This window comes from Aquimarina sp. KJ22-3, assembly GCF_055808215.1.
In genome coordinates this window covers 721,248-741,213 of sequence record NZ_CM147859.1, presented here as the reverse complement: position 1 = coordinate 741,213, position 19,966 = coordinate 721,248, and the positions used below count along the sequence as shown (strand labels likewise).

Annotated in this window: 6 protein-coding genes; 2 read left to right on the top strand and 4 right to left on the bottom strand. The window is 37.4% G+C overall.

What is annotated here, in order from left to right; translation table 11 throughout:
* The first annotated feature begins 76 nt into the window (after positions 1–76).
* Complete coding sequence (locus tag AC0L3Q_RS03045; protein WP_473285017.1) at positions 77–322, top strand: hypothetical protein; 246 nt, start codon at positions 77–79, stop codon at positions 320–322.
* A 127-nt stretch (positions 323–449) separates the two neighbouring features.
* On the opposite strand, the gene AC0L3Q_RS03040 is transcribed toward AC0L3Q_RS03045, so the two are convergent.
* From AC0L3Q_RS03040 to AC0L3Q_RS03025, 4 genes are all read right to left on the bottom strand, one after another.
* On the bottom strand, positions 450–4,583 hold the full coding sequence (locus AC0L3Q_RS03040; protein ID WP_473285015.1) for a G8 domain-containing protein: 4,134 nt from the start codon (positions 4,581–4,583) through the stop codon (positions 450–452).
* Between the two features lie 141 nt (positions 4,584–4,724).
* A complete protein-coding gene (locus AC0L3Q_RS03035) occupies positions 4,725–9,608 on the bottom strand; it encodes a polysaccharide lyase (RefSeq protein WP_473285014.1) in 4,884 nt (1,627 codons plus the stop codon).
* 55 nt (positions 9,609–9,663) lie between these two features.
* Positions 9,664–11,499 (bottom strand): T9SS type A sorting domain-containing protein, encoded by a 1,836-nt coding sequence (locus AC0L3Q_RS03030; RefSeq protein ID WP_473285012.1) that lies wholly within the window; start codon positions 11,497–11,499, stop codon positions 9,664–9,666.
* Between the two features lie 79 nt (positions 11,500–11,578).
* Positions 11,579–14,956, bottom strand: a complete 3,378-nt coding sequence (locus AC0L3Q_RS03025) for a cellulase family glycosylhydrolase (protein WP_473285010.1) — start codon at positions 14,954–14,956, stop codon at positions 11,579–11,581.
* A gap of 582 nt (positions 14,957–15,538) precedes the next feature.
* On the opposite strand from AC0L3Q_RS03025, the gene AC0L3Q_RS03020 reads away from it, so the two are divergent.
* Positions 15,539–19,591, top strand: coding sequence for a hybrid sensor histidine kinase/response regulator transcription factor (locus tag AC0L3Q_RS03020; protein WP_473285008.1), 4,053 nt, complete (start codon positions 15,539–15,541; stop codon positions 19,589–19,591).
* Positions 19,592–19,966 lie beyond the last annotated feature (375 nt).

The window sequence follows — 19,966 nt, the reverse complement described above, 5'->3', positions numbered from 1 at the left end:
AAAAGTAATATGTACATATACCGAAGATTGTAAATATTATCGCTTTGCAAATACAGTAATCGAGGGCAAAGAAAATTTGGAAGAATACTACAAAGGATACTACGGACATCCAGTTACTATCGATAGTATAAGTATATCGACCTATGACTATACCCAAGTAAACAATGGGTTTATCAAATACTCTAAATTCTATGTAGAATGGACGGTTCCTGATTTCTCCGGAAAAACAGAAGGAACCAATACTATATTCTGGAGAAGGGAAGAAGATTGTACATTAAAAAAACACCGATTAATTGGGTTTCATCTACCGGATACAAATTAGAAATTGATGTGAAATAAATTTTATGCAAGTAACAAGCCGCACTCAAATTCTATATTTGAGGTTACGGCTTGTTTTTCTCTTCTTGAACTCTTAAAAATATAACCGACTTGTTTGATAGCAAGTGTGCTTAGTCTGTTTTTACAATTTTGTACATCATCGAATTAGCTCCCAGATTGTTAAAATCAATTATTCGAACCATGTAGATCCCTTTTGGTAATTGGCTAACATCGATTTTATTTTCATTTTCATCCAAAGGTTGATCAATTTTTAAAGCGCCTAATAGATCATATATTTTAACTAATCTATTCGCATTATTTCCTGATATGAACAAAGTATTATGCACTGGGTTCGGGAATAGGGTTACTATATTTTGACCTTCAACCCCCGATTTATCTTCGCCAACTACTTCAAATATCCAATGCTGATTTTGATTCGCATCACCACTATCCCACAAGTATGTCTGTTGATCATTTGCTCCACCATTATTTCCATCTATAGAAAATCCATCAGCATTACGCTTTTCAAGACGATAACTATTATCTGCAATACGCACTTTACGCCACTGTTGATTGTAATTATTGGTCTCACAATCCCAGAGTTTTACATCTTGGTTTCTTGCTCCACCATCACCTGCATCCATGCAATAATTGGTATTCACTTTTTGGTACGAATAAAACCCGTTCCCACGATCTATTTCGATCCACTGCTGATTCACATTATTAGGATTTGCTTGCCATAGTTTTACATTCTGATTGGGTGCTCCTCCTGCGCCTCCGTCTAGAGCGTAATTAGTAGCATTACGTTTTCGTAAGTGAACAATCGGGTTCCCTTCTCCTCGAACTTCAATTGTTTTGGAAATAGAGGTAATAAAACCATCAACAGTCGTAACATCTGCCTTTAGTTCGTAGGTCCCAGTGGTAAGGTTGTACAATGCGGTATCATTTTGGCCTGGGTTTGCAGTACCCCACTCATAAGGCGCTACATTTTCTTGTCTGACCAAAATATCGTTTAAATAGAGTTTAATATTAGAAACATCCCCATCTGTAACGACAACGATTACTCCCAAATCATCCCCTTCTTGTAAGCGATCATTTATAGGGCTAGTAAATACAACGTTTGGTGTATCATCACAGGGAGCGTTTGAGGCGCTAGGGCCGTGTATATAATCTATCCAGGTATGACTTGCTGAAGAGGGGTCCGGAGGAAAATCCAACCGAATTTTGGTAATGGTCTTACTCATCCAGGTATTGATAGTACTCATATCAAAAATGAGTTCTTCGAAAACATTAGTCGTTTGCGGAGCAACAGTTACAGATCGTGTGGCAGCAAAATTGGGTTGATCTATAGTTGCCCAGAATAACTGAAAGGCGCCAGCAGCTTCAGACTTCGTTCTAATTTTTAATTGAGGGACTTGATTTCCTTTAAATTTCAAACCATTCCTTACAATAAAAGGATCATTAGAATTATCTGCTCTTATCAACCAAAATTGATCACTACTTGTATTGTTTGCAGTGGTATTAAATTGCTCAAAACTCTCATTGGTATTACTAAATTCAAAGTTTAAATCTGAAGCATTGTTTGGGTTACCACAAGTTTCTGTTTCTACAATATCAGGTCTTCCATCTCCATCAGTATCCAGAGCAGTAATCCCCTCTAAATTATTCGTTGTACAAGGAAGAGTAGCTGGTTGAAAACTTCCATTAGTATCCCAGTTAAAGAAAATATTGGTTCTATTATCTCCTCCAAGATTTCTAAGCTTAAGGAATACATCTCCATTTCCTGCAATAAAATAGGAGTTATTAGTAGCATTCTGAACTGCCGATATAGAATTGAGGCGTGGCAGATTAAAATTATGACCTCTTACCCTAAAATTCCCTAATTTTCCTAAGCCTTTAAAAAGTACGAATGCCAAATCCCCAGCATCTCCTCTATTCCATATCAGATGAATACTTTTATTTGATGGTGCTCGGTCTAGATAATACGTATAAGTGAACCCTTGATTAACAATTGTTGGAAATTTATAAGTTCCTGAAGATGCATTTCCAGACTCATAGAAACAAACATCTTCTGTCCCTGGTTTGGAACGCACTACTGATATTCTAGTCCCGCTAGAATTAATACCGGCAAGCCATAATCCAGCAAAGAAATAATCAGATCGAGCAGCATTTCTCCAAGAAGGATGTCTATACTCATGTCCATCTCTAAGAAATGCAATATCTCTAATCAATGTAGTATTAGCTTTACCTGTTAATCCTCCGTCATAATCTTTGAAAAACTGACCGGTTTTTCTTGCTCGGGTGTTATCTGTATTAGGTAAAGGAAAAAATCTAAACGGGAATGGTTCTGAAAATCCTTTGGTAGTTCCACGGAATGAAGGATTGAAATTCTCTGTAGCTCCTCCTCCAGTAATTTGTTTAATCATTTCTGCATTAGAACGATTCCATCCTTCAAAATGACAGTCAATATGTCTCCCTGGGCCATCATAAAATCTAAAAAATTCTCGTACTCCATCAAATACTCCAAGATCTGTATCTGCATTAAAGAGACTGTTTTCTATGGTTAGATCTCCTGCAAGCATGCTTACCGTCTTGTTATCACTGAAAACGCAATTATAAAAAACTGTATTCTCACTAATGCCTCCTACACCTAACCCACAATAAATTGCCTGATCATTTCCATACAACAAACCATCTTTAATCAATTGTCTTGTTTTCACATCCCATCCAAAATTCTTTTTTATCGAGTGGTCAGGATTCAATCTATCAAAAACATCCCAACCTGTCATACACGTGTGAGCCACAAAACCATCGAATCTCCCCAATGGTTCAGTTGAAGGGTTTACACCATGAAAATAGGACAGATTACCAGAATCAAACATTGGTTTTTCTGGAAAGGCAAACCAAAACCCTGTTCCTTCGGTACCGGCAGCTACGTTATTTTCGAAATAATTATTTGGATTAGTAATCCAATAAGAAGCTGGGGTTCTATTTTGCGGTTCGTTAGCCTCGTTATCAGATGGTGTTAGTTCTTCACCGTTTTTTGGCCTTCTCGTAACAAAAACCACATTATTTTTTATGGTATTAAAACGCTCTGCACCATCTTCTAAGAAAATACCATGCCCAACATGATCATACGCAAACACTCCATCTACAGTAACATAGTCAGTTCCATGAATAGTAACCGCTCTGTTAAATGATTTATGTACACTGGAGTTTCGTAGATAACTCCCTTGTGATTGATCTTCATTTAAATGCCAATGATAAGGGTAACGTCCTAATACTCCTTTTTGTCCCATTCTATACAATTCAATATTCTCTGAATGTGAAACAGAACCTTTCATCAACATGATATGTCCTCCAAAACCATCATTATCACTAGTTCTACCTTGAATTTTTATATAATGAGAAAGCAAACCAACTTCTCCTTGAATGTTTACATCCCAGGTTTTACCATCTGTTGATCTCGTATATGATTTGGAACCTCCTATATGTTGATACTGGAGTGGTGTTGTTAGAGTGATTGTTTTTCCAATAACGGATGCAATTTCTACCTGATCCACTTGTTCCCATTGTTTACCATTTGTAGTTGCCAAGGCTGTAGAAGTTAAAGCAATCATATCCCCTGCTTCCCAATCTACAGTTTCTTTCAAGGTAATTTGGGTATCGCCCGGGTTAGATGTGACGGCTATATTAGTCCAGCTCTTTTTATTCTTCCCGTGCAATTCTAAAACCCCTCCGTTTTGTACCATAATTGCCTTGTAGGAAGCTCCCAAGTTGGTGTTTTTTGGTCCTGTAAGTGTAATTTGGCAACGTATACCTGAAGCATTCTTATTCGCAATGTAGGGTTGATCTTCTGTACCTATTTCCATTGTTCCTCCATTAGCCACCACAATACTTCTAGCTTCCAAATCAATCCAGGCACCTCCTGCTTGCCAATTTACTGCACTAAGCTTTCCTTGTACTGTAATATTCCTTGCCCTACAAGTCCCTAACATAACCACATCCATTCCCGGTGGAATAAGGATGTCATCATTTGCTGTTGGTGCTATGCCATTGGGCCATGTAGAGGCCTGATTCCAAAAACCTGAATTAACAGGACTAATGGTTGCCAAACTGATTGGCGGAGGAGCACAATCATATTTTGAAGCTACTTCGATAGTAGTTTCTTTGGGATAATTTGCAAAAAGATTACAAACCCCAAGAACAAACAGTATCAGCATGGTAACCAATACGATACGGTCGATTTTTATTGAGTTTTTCATGATTTGGTGGTTTTAAAAGTATAGATCAACATATAGCTATCTTTTGGTAGTTTTTATAATGTATGGCATACCTAACCTCCTTATTACCAGAATAAGGAGATCAAGCATACAGGTACAAGAATCAAACTAACTATTGATTGACTACTCTTTAATAAAATGCAAAGATGTGTTGACGTGTTTACTTTGTATGTTTAAAATATAGTTACCTGCCTCTAGCGATTCTACAGGTAATTGATAGACTTGTACTCCTTTTATTTCTTTGACCAATACTCTGCGGCCAATCAGATTAAATATCTGGAGTGTCATCTTTTCATTCTCCAAACCACCAATGGATAACACATCGCTTTTTACAGGATTTGGATACAACACTAATTCTTGAGTGTCTTTTGTGCTTATTGAAATTTTACTCTGTTGATTCGCACAAGAAGGTGCTTGGGTAGAATTACTAAAATAGATGGTGAAGTCTCTATCTTTGGAAACCAGAGCCAGATTATTCTGATCCAATGCTACCCAATAGCTACCATCTAATCCTGAGAATCCCGTATTCTGAAGCGTTACCTCGGGATTGGCATCATTAAGTTGAAAAGACATGATGTCACTAAAGTCAATGTAGTACCCTGGCACTCCATCATCAGTATTGATCGCAAACTGATACAATCCATTGTATTGCGGATCCCAGTTGATGGTAAATTTTCTGAAATTAGACAGCGATGGTCCTCCATTACCTAAGACATAAACATTGTTGTATGTCACTCTATCCATAGCCGCTATCCCACTATTTACTGGAGTTCCAAATTCACAATTGTTATCGTTTCCGCCACTATTATCATCCTCTACAGTTAGTACAAAAGAAGCTTGGGCGGTATTTCCATCATTATCTGTAGCAACGGCTTTAAACGTATATGTCCCTGCATCTAATCCATTTACTTCTTCTGGATTTGGTGATCCATCATGCCCCCATTCGTAAGGAGTGATATTTTCCTGACGCACTAAATTGTTATCGATATATAGCTTTACATTAGCAATAGTACCATCTGGATCGGTGGCGTTAACAATAACTATCATATCGTACCCTGTGGATACCTTTAGGTTACCTGTAGGTGTCGCAAAAGATACTTGAGGCGCTTCATTAGTATTTGCCGCTTGCACAGTAAGCACAAAGGTTTTGCTTGTGGTTGCTCCATCATCATCGGTGGCTTCGGCCTTGATTGTATGTTGCCCCACAGATAACCCTAATAGTTCACCTACATTGTTTCCTTTACCCCACTCATACGGTGCCTGAACTTCCTCGCGAACTAAGTTTCCATCTACATATAATTTTACACCTTCGATACTACCATCAGTATCAGAAGCATTTACAGTCACCTCAAAATTGGTGTACCCTATTTCAACTGAAGTATTTCCAGATGGATCAGCAAAGGCAACTGTTGGAGGAGTATTCTCTCCTGGTGTAACTCCATTTTTGGTGATTAAAATCACCCAATCTTTACTCCCATTATTAGGAGCATTCCCCAGAGATCTATTTCCCCCTCCGTTAACATTTGTTACTGATCCATTCTTGAGCGAACCACCATTACGAGGATCGTACCATTTTACGGTAAATTGTCCGTTTTGCCCATTCAAATCCAGGTTGGTACTCCCTCCATTCTTCAAATACACTACGTAGGCTTCGCCTTGTTTTGCGTAGCAATAATCATTATTATTGGAGGAGAGTCCATTGTTATTTCGCATTTGAGTCAAGGGCAGATCTGTAATCTCGAAGAATCGAATAGCATGACGCCCATAATCCCACCATTTATCTCTACTTCTGAAATCCTGAAGGGATAGGTCTGAATGCGCATTTTGATACCCAAAATACCATTCATTACCCCATCCACCTGCTAGTAGGGTTCCCCACATAGCATTTTTTCGACCATCGGTATGTGAGTTTGCCGCATTGTTATCTGGTCGAATCGCATGTTGTGCATCGCCAGGCTCATCGCAAGCTACTGCCCATTTTTTTCCTGAGTTTCTAGAATCATCTATAGCTTCTTTTACCTTACTAAAAACATTGACAAAATCCGACTTATTGGTTTGTAAAGAAAAACCTGTTAGCCTAGATTGATTTCCTAATAAATACTCCGGAAAATCATTTGGATGCTTATGGATCACTACATGGTGGCGATACGGATCATTTTTATAAAAATACCCGGCCATTGCACGTTCTTGAGCTGGCGATTGATCTACAGGCTGTGGCCCTCCACCATTCTCTTCTCCCAAGTTCCAATTTAACGCCAGATTATGACCAAATCTTGCGATCAACTCTCGGTAATACAACTTACGTTGGTTTCCAGTATTCCCATTATCCAATAAGGTTTCATTCTCGGTTTCTTGTGTTTTGAAATGAGCAAAGATTCCGTTTTTCTGCATATGTTCAATAACGATCGCCCATTGTGCCATTTTGGAAACATCCATTCTTGAGCGTTGATCCCTCCCTGTATAAGGATATACATTATCATCATCTCCATTGATATTCATAGTCAGAAAAGACATTGAATTTAGTCCTTCGCTAGCGATATAATTTACCGCTCCGATCAGTCCTTTTCCTTTCCCACTTTTCCAGGTAGGGTCTCCACTATTCCAATCTCCAACATGAGGCGCATAATTTTTTCTGCGATTCCCGGCATTAGGGGTATTATCAAAATCAGCATATGCAAATAAGTTCTCTGGAGAATCTGGTCCTTGTTTGATCATATACTCTCCTGTTTCGGCAAATTTTAAATAATGCTCCTCTACATATTGCAGACGCCCTTTTCCTCTAAAATCTCTACCTGTTTTGTTTGTAGAACCAATGTTGAAAGATCCGGTTTGACCGTTCATAAATCCAGCTACTATCCCTGCTGTATTGCTATCATTTACAGCTACATTGTTTCCTTTTCTAAAAGAAACACTATAGTTCCAGGTCCCTGTTTTGTCTGGCGCAAAATGTACCCTCCATTTGTTACCACTGGTAGCTGATGTCTGTGCTGCATTTCCATCCGCTGCAAAATAACCGGGCACAACATAAGAAGGTGAACCACTTTGGTGGGTAAACATAACGTTTAAACGATAGTTTAAAAATGGATTGTTAGAAGCACCTTCGGAAGTATTCGGTCCATTGAAGGTTAAGGTCACTTTATGCCATTTTTTTAACTCCCCAGTAATGGATGCTTCACTATTGTTATCTCCATCATCATCACATTTCGTTTCTTGCAAAGAAAGATCTGTAGCATTCGCACTGGTGCGATTCAAGGTTACCCGATCAATAAGATGATGTTTGGATCGACCTGATAACAACATGGTGTACGTCCCTGGATTGTCAAACTCCACAAAAATATCACTAGCATTTTCTCCTCCATCCGAAGTTTTTGTAGACCAGGTCCAATTGGTTGTACCTGCAGAGTATACTTTGAGATATCCTTCTCCACTAGCTCCTTCGGGATGTGGTGTTTTTCCTGAACCCTTTGGATATACACGAAGACTTCCTCTTTGTCCATAAAAATCATCGGCGTCTGGAAATTTTAACCACACATCATTAGCTTCCGTAGTACTGGTACCCTCGCCTACTTTGGTTCTTGATAAAAACTGATATCTTCCTGGTGTGTTAATCTTGATTTCAGTAGTAATTACTCCATTTCCCGGATCGTTAAAAAAGTCCTGACCGGTCCACTCTATATATCCATTTCCTGTAAATCCGGAAACTCCCGATTTTTTAGGCCAATTTCCCGGGGTTTGAAGGTTCTCAGCTTCAATAACCACCATCCCATTTTTTTCTTCATAGCCGTTACATGAGGAGTCTCCTCCTGTATTATCTCCTCCACCATTTGAATTTACTGTAAATGAAACGGTATCTTCTGCTGTGGCTCCGTCATCGTCGGTAACCACTACTTTTATCGTATAATTTCCTGCCTGAATATTGTCTAGCGGATGTGGTGTATAATTTGTACCATCCGTATCTACCAAATTTCCATTTACAAAAACTTCGTGTTTTGTAATATTGCCATCAGGATCATTCGCATTAATGGTAACCGACAAATCACTACCAGCCGTATAATTGGATTGATTAGGGTTAGTAATAGTAACCGTAGGTTTTTGGTTATCGGTGTTACCAACACCTCCAGAGCAATTGGTCCATACTTTGAAATCATCAAAAAAGATATAATCATCTTGGGGAGAATGCCATACAGGGTCCGTCCGATTTCCTCCTCGATAGGTATGCATTACAATAGAATTAATCTTAACACTGCCTTTACCTGACAAACGGAACATCACATTGTCCTGATCCACTAATTTTTCTCCATCGATATACATTTTCAAAACCCCATTTCGTTGCCCAGGGGTGTTGAGTTTTAAGTATTGTTTTACGGTGTACCATCGATTTCTTTTCAGCTTTAGGTTCCCTAATCTGGTGTTCCCTCCGCATCGTGTTTCTCTATTGGGCAAGTAATCATAAACAATAAGATATGGTTCTTGCGTATGAGCTCGATTTGATCTCCACATCAAGCGACAAGAAAAGGCGTTGTTAATCGTGTTTTGATTTTGTGTACATCCAGCAGGCTGCGCTCCATTGGTTGTCGAAGCTCCACCTAATCCTGGGAGTTTCCCTCCTGTAGCCCAGACAAAGTCATTTGCAAATTTTACACGATACTCCAGCGTAGCTTCTTCTGCACCGTCAAAACTGCTATCGAATACAAAACCGCCACTACGCCCACTGGCATCATTCTTAGTAAATTGTGCTCGTAACTCTCCGTTAATTACTCGGTTTCTTTGAGGGAAATCATTGCTTAATCCGCGTACATTACCTCCCGAAGTTCTACCTGCAATTTTGGGAAAATCATTGTTCGCCAAACTTCGAGTGTATAGCTTGTTCTGCCCATTGTACTGATTAAAATTTTGATCAATCACTAATCTGCTATTACCGCAGTCTTGTGCTGTAGCTCCCCAAATCATGCATAGCATCGCTAGCATAATTTGCCAATTATGTATTATGAGGCTTCGTGTTTTCATTGTGTTTGTTTAAGTGTTGAACATTTAAGTGTTTCTTGTGTGTTTTTGGTTGTTTTTATTGCTTAATAAATCTGGTTTTTACATTTTGTGTATCAGAAATTACCTCAAGAAAATACATACCTGATGGTAATTCTTCTAGAGAAATACTTACATCCGATTGCTTTATAGAAACTGGTAAAGAAAGAACAACTTCACCATTCATATTCATGACATTTACCTGATCTGTAGTAGGTGGGAGATTATCTATAGCAATAGAACTTTTTGTTGGATTTGGGTATGGTCTTAGGTTTTGTGTGTTGCTTATTGAAGTTACTTTTTGCCGATCTCCTTGCATGCACAATGGTGCTTGCGAAGAATTACTGAAACAAATTAGTGTTCCATTATTTTTTGATTTTAAGATCAGTTCCCCATTTTCTAGGGTTACCCAATAACTATCATCTAATCCTGCTACACCTGTATTTTTTAATGTAATCTCTGGGTGTTCATTTTTGAGCTGAAACTCGGCTGTATTGCTAAAATCCACATACCAATTCGGGAAACCATCATTGGTAATCAACGCAAATTTTGAAAGCTCATCATAAATAGGATTCCACTTTACTGAAAAGTTGACAAAATTACTTAGGAAACTAGGGGCTCTATTTCCCATAATATGTACATTGTTGTAATACACATTATCCAACCCAGGGATCCCTCTGGTATCGGGTAAAGCAAAATCACAAGCATTATTATTTTCTACCGTAAGGATGATCGAAGTTTCTTTGGTCTCTCCTTTGCGATTGGTAGCAATGGCTTTTATAAGATGCATCCCTTCTGCCAATCCGTTTACTTCTTCTGGGTTTGGGGATCGATCATGACCCCATGTATATGGGTAGAAACGCTCTCTTCTTACAAAAGTATCATCGATATATAATTGTACTTCCTGGATGCCATTTTCTTCATCGGTAGCATTAACTTCAATATCCAAATCATATCCTTCTTGTACAGTAAGATCTGTTGATGGTGTTTTGAATGATACCGACAGTGAACTATCGTTTTCATCACCAGAATCATCATATCCTACCCTTGTTTTGGATACAATCAAATCGTCAAAATAAGCATACTGATCTTTGGTAGGTTTGAAGGCATCACTGCTTCCTCCAAAAAAAGTAGACAGATAAATGCTATTCAATTGAATGTCCTCTTGCCCGCTTTGTCTATAATCACTATTATCCGTAATATCTATGGCCAATTCTCCATTTAACCATCCTCTCATAATCCCGTCGTTCTCTCCTGGAGTATTGAGTTTATGATAAACCTCTATGTGGTTCCATGTTCCCTTTTTTAGTTTGACCTGATCGGGTTGCGGCCCTCCTGGTTCGTCATAGGGATCTAGTAAACTCCAATTTACAGATGCGGTCCATCCATCCCAACTAGGTCTGGTTTCAAAATGATTATAAAACTCCAGCAATCCGTCATATCGCCACATTAAACGAAGTGACATATTTCTATCTCTGGTTTGGTAAGACAGCCCTGGTAATTTGGCTCCTGCTCTAAATTCAAAATCTTCGGGGATATACACATTATAGCTGAAATACAACTCCTCGAAGGTGTCATAATGATTCCAAAATAACTTGGTATGCATCCCACTATCATTGGTTTTCACCTTTCCTTTCGGATATTTCACTTTTAAGACATTTCCTTTGTTTTGAAATTCGGAAATGAATACTCTTCCTTCATCTGCGCCTTTGCAGAAGTTGACATTCAAAGCTTCTTTAGCCTCTTCTTCATTGTACTGTCCTGTAGCGAGTTGATCAAAATTGTTGTGATACACAATATGTTGCTGAGCACACATAAGGTTGACACATAGCAATAGCGATCCACCCAACCATTTTTTTAGCGTTGAATACTTCATAGTTTTAGAATTGAAAATTGAAAATAGTCACCGGGAAACCCCTAAATCACCCGGTGACACAGTTTAAACATTGCATCTCCTAATGCTTCGTAAATAAAGTTGAGCTTTGATATCTTATCCCTTTTACGACTAGGATATACATGCCAGAGTCAAGATCCGCCACATCAATTTGTGGACGGTTACTTTCTATGTTTTTAGTGAGTAGTACTTTCCCTTGCATATCAATAATCTGAAGGAGTGATGCTTTTTCTGAAATATTTTCTAGGTACATCATCTCGTCCTGAACTGGATTAGGGTATAGCTTTACAGGTATTTCTTCAAAAGCTACCTCTGGGCTTTTGGCAGCACATGTGGGAGCATTATCCGAATTACTGAAATAGATTGAGAAATCACTATCTTTTGAAACCATGACAAAGTTAGCTCCGTCTTTAGCCACCCAATACGAACCATCCCAGCCGGATAAACCAGAATTGGAAAGAGTCACTTCTGGGTTAGCAGTATTAAAACTATGACTCATCACATTTCTTAGATCCACGTAGTAGTCCGGTTGACCATTGGTTGTATTTACTGCAAATTGGTATAATCCGTTGTACTGTGGATTCCAATTGATTCTGAAGCGTCGGATATTTGATACATCGGGGCCTCCTGTTCCTAGTACATGTACTTTGGTATACGAAGCTTGATCAAATGCAGGTAATGCCCCTGCAAGTGGTGTTCCAAATGAGCAATTGTTATCTCCTCCTCCTGTAGTTTCTTGCTTTACCGTTAAGGTAAATGTGCTTTCTGAAGTGGCTCCTTCAGTATCGGTTGCAACCGCTTTAAAAACATGTGTTCCAATTGGTAAGTTATCCACTTCTGAAGGGTTTGGTGAGCCAGCATGTCCCCATTCGTATGGATCAAAATTTTCTTGCCTGATAAGATTGTTATCAATGTATAACTTTACATTGCTCACACTTCCATCGCTATCCGTGGCAATTACTTTTACGTATAAATTATAGCCTTCTTCTACGGTAAGGTCACCAGAAGGAGAAGAAAAGAATACTGCTGGAGGTTGATTAGAAGTAACACTAGTTATCGTAGCAGTAAATGAAATACTTTTTTTGGCCCCATCATCATCCGTAGCCTCTACTTTAATAGTGTGTATCCCAACAGGTAATCCTAACAACTCATTTGCATTATCACCTGCTCCCCATTCGTAGGGTGCACTTTTTTCTTCTCGTACCAGATTTCCATCAACATATAACTTTACATTGTCTATAGTTCCATCGGTATCGGTAGCATTTACTTCTACATTAAAATTGGAGTACCCTTCTTGCAAATTCACATCTCCTGTAGGAATAATCAAAGATATTGATGGTGCTTGGTTGGTACCTCCTCCATTACAAGGAACAATGTTCCAACTTGGACAAGATTGTGTAACAAAATTTGTAGTCCCGTCACTTACAGGAAAATCTGGTGAATTTGGATTACGAGTATTGTTCCAAACATGAATTTCGCTAGGGCTACCCTGTTTTTTTCTCGCCGTTGGAATTTCGTTGGCTCTACTTCCTAAATTAAACGTATTGTCAAAAATGGCATTTCTAAATCCTGTGTTGAATCCGGTTCCTCTATCTAGAAAATCAATTCCTGCATTAAGAATAGCAGATCCATCTCTATTAAACGTATTGTTATACACAAATCCATAGGCTCCTTTAAGGTCTATAAAGGCATCGGCACTATTCTCTCCTGATATGCCTTTGGCAGAGAATGTACAATTGCGGATAATGGTGTTTTTGGTTCCTTCTTTGATATCTGCGCCTTCGGCGGTTACATTAGGCCCAATGATACAATCTTCAATAGTATTATTGTCACACCTTGGGTTATACTTGTTATCAAATATATTTCCGGCTTGTGATGCACTTTCGTGCTGTCCTTTGTCTGATCCTACATAAAGACCTTCACCAATTCCTGGTTTTTTGATTCCTACATTATATACCTGACATCCTTTTACCAGGTTATTACTAGATCCATCTCTTAAGTGAATTCCTTCTTCTCCCAATTCTCGAACCACTACATTTTCGATTACCCCGTGATTGGCATTGTCGAAAACAATTCCTTTGGATCCTTCTTCCAGAATCAGATCTTTAAGAATCCAGTAATCTCCTAGAATAAACATTACATAACCATCATAGATCCCGTTAACTCCTTTTAAAATTGGAGGATTAGATGGATTTTTCGCTCTTAGCGTAATTGGTTTTGAAGCTGTTCCATTTTTATCAGATCCAAATCGTGTAGCCTTATTTCCAAAGTTGAACTTATCTGTAGCTGTATAGGTCCCAGATGCTACAATAATTTCGTCACCCGGTTGCGCATTTTTCATTGCTGCTATAATACAATCTACATTATTACATTCGATAGTCCCAGAAGGAGGTGGAGGTGGTGGATTTCCAGAATCATCAGACCAATTCTTAACAATGTCTTTTACAAATACACCGTAAGGAGTAAGTTCATTATTTACCAATCCGGTGACCCCCTTTCGTAATTGTACTTTTGAAGAACCTTCAGTTCTATTTGGATCACTATTACTGGGCTTATCACTTACGGACCAGGTCACATGGCTAATATCATTATCCTTGATAAATTGCATCCATCTTTCGGTTTCGGCAGTTGCGATACCCCCATCACCACTCGCATCAACAGCACCCCATTCGGTAACAAAAAGTGCGATACCATTATTCATAGCGGTTTGTGCTTTGTTACGGAGAAACTGGGTATGTGTTCCTGCATAAAAGTGTAGTGTATAGGCAGTGTTTGTATCATTAATTGGATCGTTGGAAGCGACGTCCACATCTTGTGACCATGTAGGAGATCCTACTACGATTAGGTTATCAGGATCCTCTGATCGGATTGCTGCTATCACTGTATTAGCATAGTTTTTCACCTGAGTCCAGGACTGACCGATAGGTTCGTTGTATACTTCATAAATAATATTAGGTTGGTCTCCGTAGAGTTGTGCCATTTCCTTAAAGAAGTCCGCAGCTTCTTGCGTATAGCTTTCCGCTTCGTGAGTATGCCAATCGATGATAACATAAATGCCCTTATCTATTGCAGCATCAATCACCTTTCTGATTTTAGCTTTTTGTGCATTAGGGCTATCGATATATCCATTACCGGCATCCCAACTTTCTTTTACTCCCATGGCTACTCTTATTATGGAGCTATTCCAGTCATCAGCTAGATGCGATACCGTTTCTGCATTGTAAAAGTCTGAAGTATCTCCGGCGTTACTCCAAAACAGACTGTTTCCGGCAAGACTGGTTGGGACATTGTTTTTGTCAACAATTTTGTTCCCGTTTACACGAAGTAGTCCGTGTTGCTGAACGGGAGTTTGGGCATTCATACATAATGAAACTAAAGTAAAGAGTATACCATAAATAAAGCCTTCTCTACTTGTAAACATTTCGTAGATAATTTTCATGATTGTGAGTTTGTTAAAAGTTTAGGTTCTACATTTTTTTCCACAGTCGATTACTTGCAATAACCAGTAGCCGTTGATCATATGCTTTCTTAGACATGGATATATTGAATAGCATTGCTAATTCAATACATTGATTTAAAATAAACCTTAGGGTTATAAAGGGGAAACGGAACCTTTAAGGTAAGTTCAATACAAATACTGTTATTCGATTTGTATATTATGTACAGATTTTCGAGATTTCATTGTTTTCATAGTGTTAGGTTTGTGTTTAACGGTTATCCTAATTTTTCCCAAATTTCTGTTTAGTGTTCCTTAATCAAATAAATCATCCAGGAGTAATAGATCAAAATTTGATGATTCAATATTAAGAAAACTTTCAGGTTCAAGAGTACGATAATAGGGGTAAAAAAATACAAACAACTGATTTTCAGAACGAAAATTCTACTACAAAGCACGAAAAAGTTATTATTGTATCGAAGTATATTTTATCTTTATAAAGTAAACTCGTCAAGATGGATTCATAATATTCCAAAAAATTGGCGTTATCTTTAAAAGTTCTTTAACCAATCACCCCAATGAATAATGAAATACACTATTAGCATACTAGTATGGGTAGTTCATTTTTTTGCTATATCTCAAGAATACAACTTCAATAACTTTGTTCATCTATCTGTCGCCGAGGGACTATCGCAAAGTACCGTTTTAGCCATAGAACAAGATCGATTAGGTCAAGTTTGGATGGGTACACGAGATGGTCTTAATAAATACGATGGAGAGGAAATTACGGTATATCAAACCGATCCCAAGAACGACACCACCATTAGTAATAATGACATTCTTTCTATTCTGGAAGACACCGATGGATATATTTGGGTGGGAACGTACAACGGTTTAAATCGTTTTGATCCAAAAGAGCAAAAATTCACACGGTACTTCTACACCACCGAAGACAATAAAAATCAGCATTTTTCTATAAGAACCATAAAAGAAATTGATCAAAATCAGCTTTGGCTAGGTACATCGAGTGGGTTATTTATTTACCAAAAGGATAAAGCCAAATTTATAGAAATCCAAGATGCTACAGGTTATGGAAAAGAAATTTCAAGCAGTACGATAGCGGTTATTTTTAAAGAGCAAAACGATCAAATCTGGATCGGATCTACCAAAGGGCTTTATCAGGTCCAACCCGACAATTTTAAAGTCACTAAATATCCATGGATTGTAAACGATAAGTCTAGAAACATACAAATCCAGGCGATCAGCAATGACCAAAATGGCAATCTATTGATAGGTACAAAGAGTAATGGACTACTGGTCTTTGACAAGAATAAACGTAACTTTTCTCCTTATCAAAGTTTACCTACAACGACACCTTCGATCACTAGTCGGGACATACGTAAACTATGTTATGACAGGGCAGGAAATTTATGGGTGGGTACTTATAATGGACTATTTATCATTCAAAAAGATCAAAGTATCCTTCATGTCACCACACAACCAGGAGATCCTAAAAGTTTAAGTAAAAATAGTATTAAAGAAATTTTTATGGATCGTAACGGATCTATCTGGATAGGAACCTATTATGGAGGAATTAATCTTTGGGATCCTTTCAATACCAGCTTTAGTACTTTTTATGATATTCGTGGCTCCCTGGCCTTAGATTTGGGAGTAGTAAGTGCTATGGTAGAGGATGATCATAATAGATTCTATTTTGCCACAGAAGGCCAAGGAATAAAGGTAGTGCATAGTAATGGTAAATCCGATCTTAATACTACACAAGCACTTCATAAAAAACTTTTGAATTCAAATATTAAGTCCCTACTCCTCAAGAACAACAAGTTATGGATAGGTACTTTAAAATCCGGAATTCATCGATTTGATCTTACCACTCAAAATTTTGATGACATTCCAGAAATAAAACATATCAACACCTTTCTTGAAAACAAATCCATTTATGCTATTACAACAGTTGAAAACTATATGGTTTTTGGAACTTTTGGAGATGGTGTTTTTATTGTAAATCGCAATACACTAGATGTAACTCATATCGGAGTATCTGATCTGGGATCTAACGGGGTCACCAATGACCGTATTCGTACCATGATTTTTGATAAGGACAAAAATCTCTGGATAGGTACCGACAAGGGACTTAACAAAATTAGGTATGATGATATTAGCAAAACCTCTCCGCCAGTTGCTCATTTTTTATATGATCAAAAAACCTTTTATGGGCATAATGTGATCAGTTTGTATCAAACCGTAGAAGGAAAAATTTATGTAGGCACCAAAGAAAGAGGAGTTTTACAATTTGAAGATAATCAATTTACAAAAGTGGATTTCAAACTTTTGAATTCTAAAATTACCTCAGCATTTAGTATCGTAGAAGACCAGCAGCAAAACCTTTGGATCGGTTGTAACCTTGGGATGGTAAAATACAATCCTTCTTTACAAAGAGCTACCATCTATAACCAATCAGAGAATTTTATGGGTAACGAGTTTATTAACAACTCTTACCTAAAGTCCGAAAACGGAAACTTATACTTTGGAGGAATTAAAGGCGTCTCTTTTTTTAATCCTAAACAAGTCAAAAAAAATAATTTTGATCAAAACGTGATTTTATCTGAGTTTAAGATCAACGGAAAAACCATTGATGAAAATATATCTTATCTGGATAAAATCACCTTGAACTATGATCAAAATTCCTTTTCTATCAATTTCGCTCTTCCTAATTTCATCAACCCAAACCACAAATATGCATACCGTTTGGTAGGATTGAATGACGATTGGAAGTTTACAGACAATCATGAAGTTTCCTACACCATTCAAAAACCAGGAAACTATATTTTTGAGGTAAAAGAAGCGAATAATGAGGAGACCTGGAATAAGACAGCAACTGTAATGCCCATTACACTAAAAGCAGCTTTGTGGAAAACACCACTGGCTTATTTCTTATACTTCGCTGCAGTAGTTTTTACCTTGTATCTGATCTACAACAACATGCGGGCAAAGCTGATCCTTTCTCATAAATTAAGATCAGAACGAAAAGAGCGCATACAGCAAAAAGAAATTAATCAATCTAAACTAGAGTTTTTTACAAATATCTCTCATGATTTTAGAACTCCATTGACCTTAATACTTGCCCCATTACAGCAAGTCATTGAAAATTATAAAGGCAATAAAGAAGTTTTTAAAAAACTTCAGGTCATTGAGAGCAATGCCAGTCAATTATTGAAACTCACCAACCAGCTCCTGGATTTCCGGGCATTAGAAAATCACCACACCCAACTATTGACCCAAAATGACGATGTTGTAGGATTTGTCAAAAACATTTACCACTCCTTCGAGGAATATGCGGATTTGGGTAGTTATACCTATTCGTTTGAAAGTGTAGAGGATGAAATCGCATTGTACTATGACAAAACAAAACTAGAAAAGGTCTTTTTTAATATCATCTCCAATGCGTTCAAATACACTCAAAAAGGAGGAAGTATTAGCATTAAAATTGATCAGGATATCGATCATGTGACCATCGAAATTGCAGACAATGGAAAGGGAATAGATAAAAAGTTTATTCATAAAATTTTTGATAAATATTATGAAGTAGCCAGTGATTTGCAATATCAAAAACATTTTAATCAAGGTAGCGGTATTGGACTTTTCATTGCCAAAAAAGCTATCGATTTACATCACGGTAGGATAACCGTCGAGAGCGAAGAACAACAAGGCTCTATATTTAAAGTATTCTTGAAAAAAGGGAAAACCCACTTAACGGAAAACGAAATTTCAACCACTAAAGAAGAGTATATCTCTACACATGCAGAGATGATTCCAAAAACCGAAGATCCTATAGAAGTTGAATTCAAAAATATGCTTGTCCCTTCCGAAAAAGAAGTGATTCTGGTTGTAGAGGACAATGATCAGTTTAGACAATACATGATTGACCTTTTGAAAGAATATTACAATGTGATTTATGCCATAGACGGAGAAGATGCTTATCGAAAAACGCTAAAGTATCATCCTAGTCTTATCATAAGTGATGTGATCATGCCCAAAAAATCGGGAACCGAACTTTGTAACCAATTAAAGAATCATGACAGCACCTGCCATATTCCTATTATTTTACTTACCTCAAGGTCATTGCAAATTCATAAACTTGAAGGGTTGGAATCTGGTGCAGATGCTTATTTTGAAAAACCTTTTAATATTAAAGAATTTCTACTGGTCGTTAATAATCTGCTTAACACAAAGAAACGATTAGAACAACAAATCAATACCAATGTACTAAGTGATCAGGACCATGTTTCGGTAGATGATAAACTATTTCATAAGGCAATGACACTTGTAGAAGATCATATTGACGATCCCTCATTTAATATTGCCTTTTTTTGTGCTGAACTTGGATTGAGCAGAACTATGCTATTTGTAAAAATTAAAGCTTGGACCAATCTTACGCCAAAAGAATTTATTCTTTCTGTCCGTATGAAAAAAGCAAGCCAATTACTAGAACAAACAGAGTACAGTATTTCTGAAATTGGATACAAAGTAGGATTCAAAGACCCCAAATATTTCTCGAAAGCTTTTAAAAAGTATTACAAAAAAACACCTACCGAGTATGCCGAAAAGTTTAGTTCGTAACTGATCATTCTTCTTTACAAAAAGCTTTAATCTCTCCCAAAAACGGTGTATTTTCTCATAAATACAAGTATTGGCCATCGCTTCTCTTTAACATATTATTAACTAGATTGACCAAAATAACAAATGACTGATAATTAGTTTTTTAACTCGCAAAAAAGATGCAAAAACAGTTGCCTTAAATTTATAAATTTAAAGTAACACCTTTTGTATATAGGACTTTGATTTAATTATTTTGTTTGAGTAACAAATCGTTTTAATGAATTTAAAACAGAACGGAATCACTATAGTTTTTGAATGATGTTTTGTTTCTAATGCCCTCTCTTAAAATTGAAATTTCAATTAGCTACATACACTGCTGTTATTTTCTTTCATGCT

Bases quoted from the DNA above. Each gene is read 5' to 3' on its own strand.
- AC0L3Q_RS03040 (WP_473285015.1), bottom strand. From the start codon at position 4,583: ATGAAAAACTCAATAAAAATCGACCGTATCGTATTGGTTACCATGCTG.
- AC0L3Q_RS03035 (WP_473285014.1), bottom strand. From the start codon at position 9,608: ATGAAAACACGAAGCCTCATAATACATAATTGGCAAATTATGCTAGCG.
- AC0L3Q_RS03030 (WP_473285012.1), bottom strand. From the start codon at position 11,499: ATGAAGTATTCAACGCTAAAAAAATGGTTGGGTGGATCGCTATTGCTA.
- AC0L3Q_RS03025 (WP_473285010.1), bottom strand. From the start codon at position 14,956: ATGAAAATTATCTACGAAATGTTTACAAGTAGAGAAGGCTTTATTTAT.
- AC0L3Q_RS03020 (WP_473285008.1), top strand. From the start codon at position 15,539: ATGAAATACACTATTAGCATACTAGTATGGGTAGTTCATTTTTTTGCT.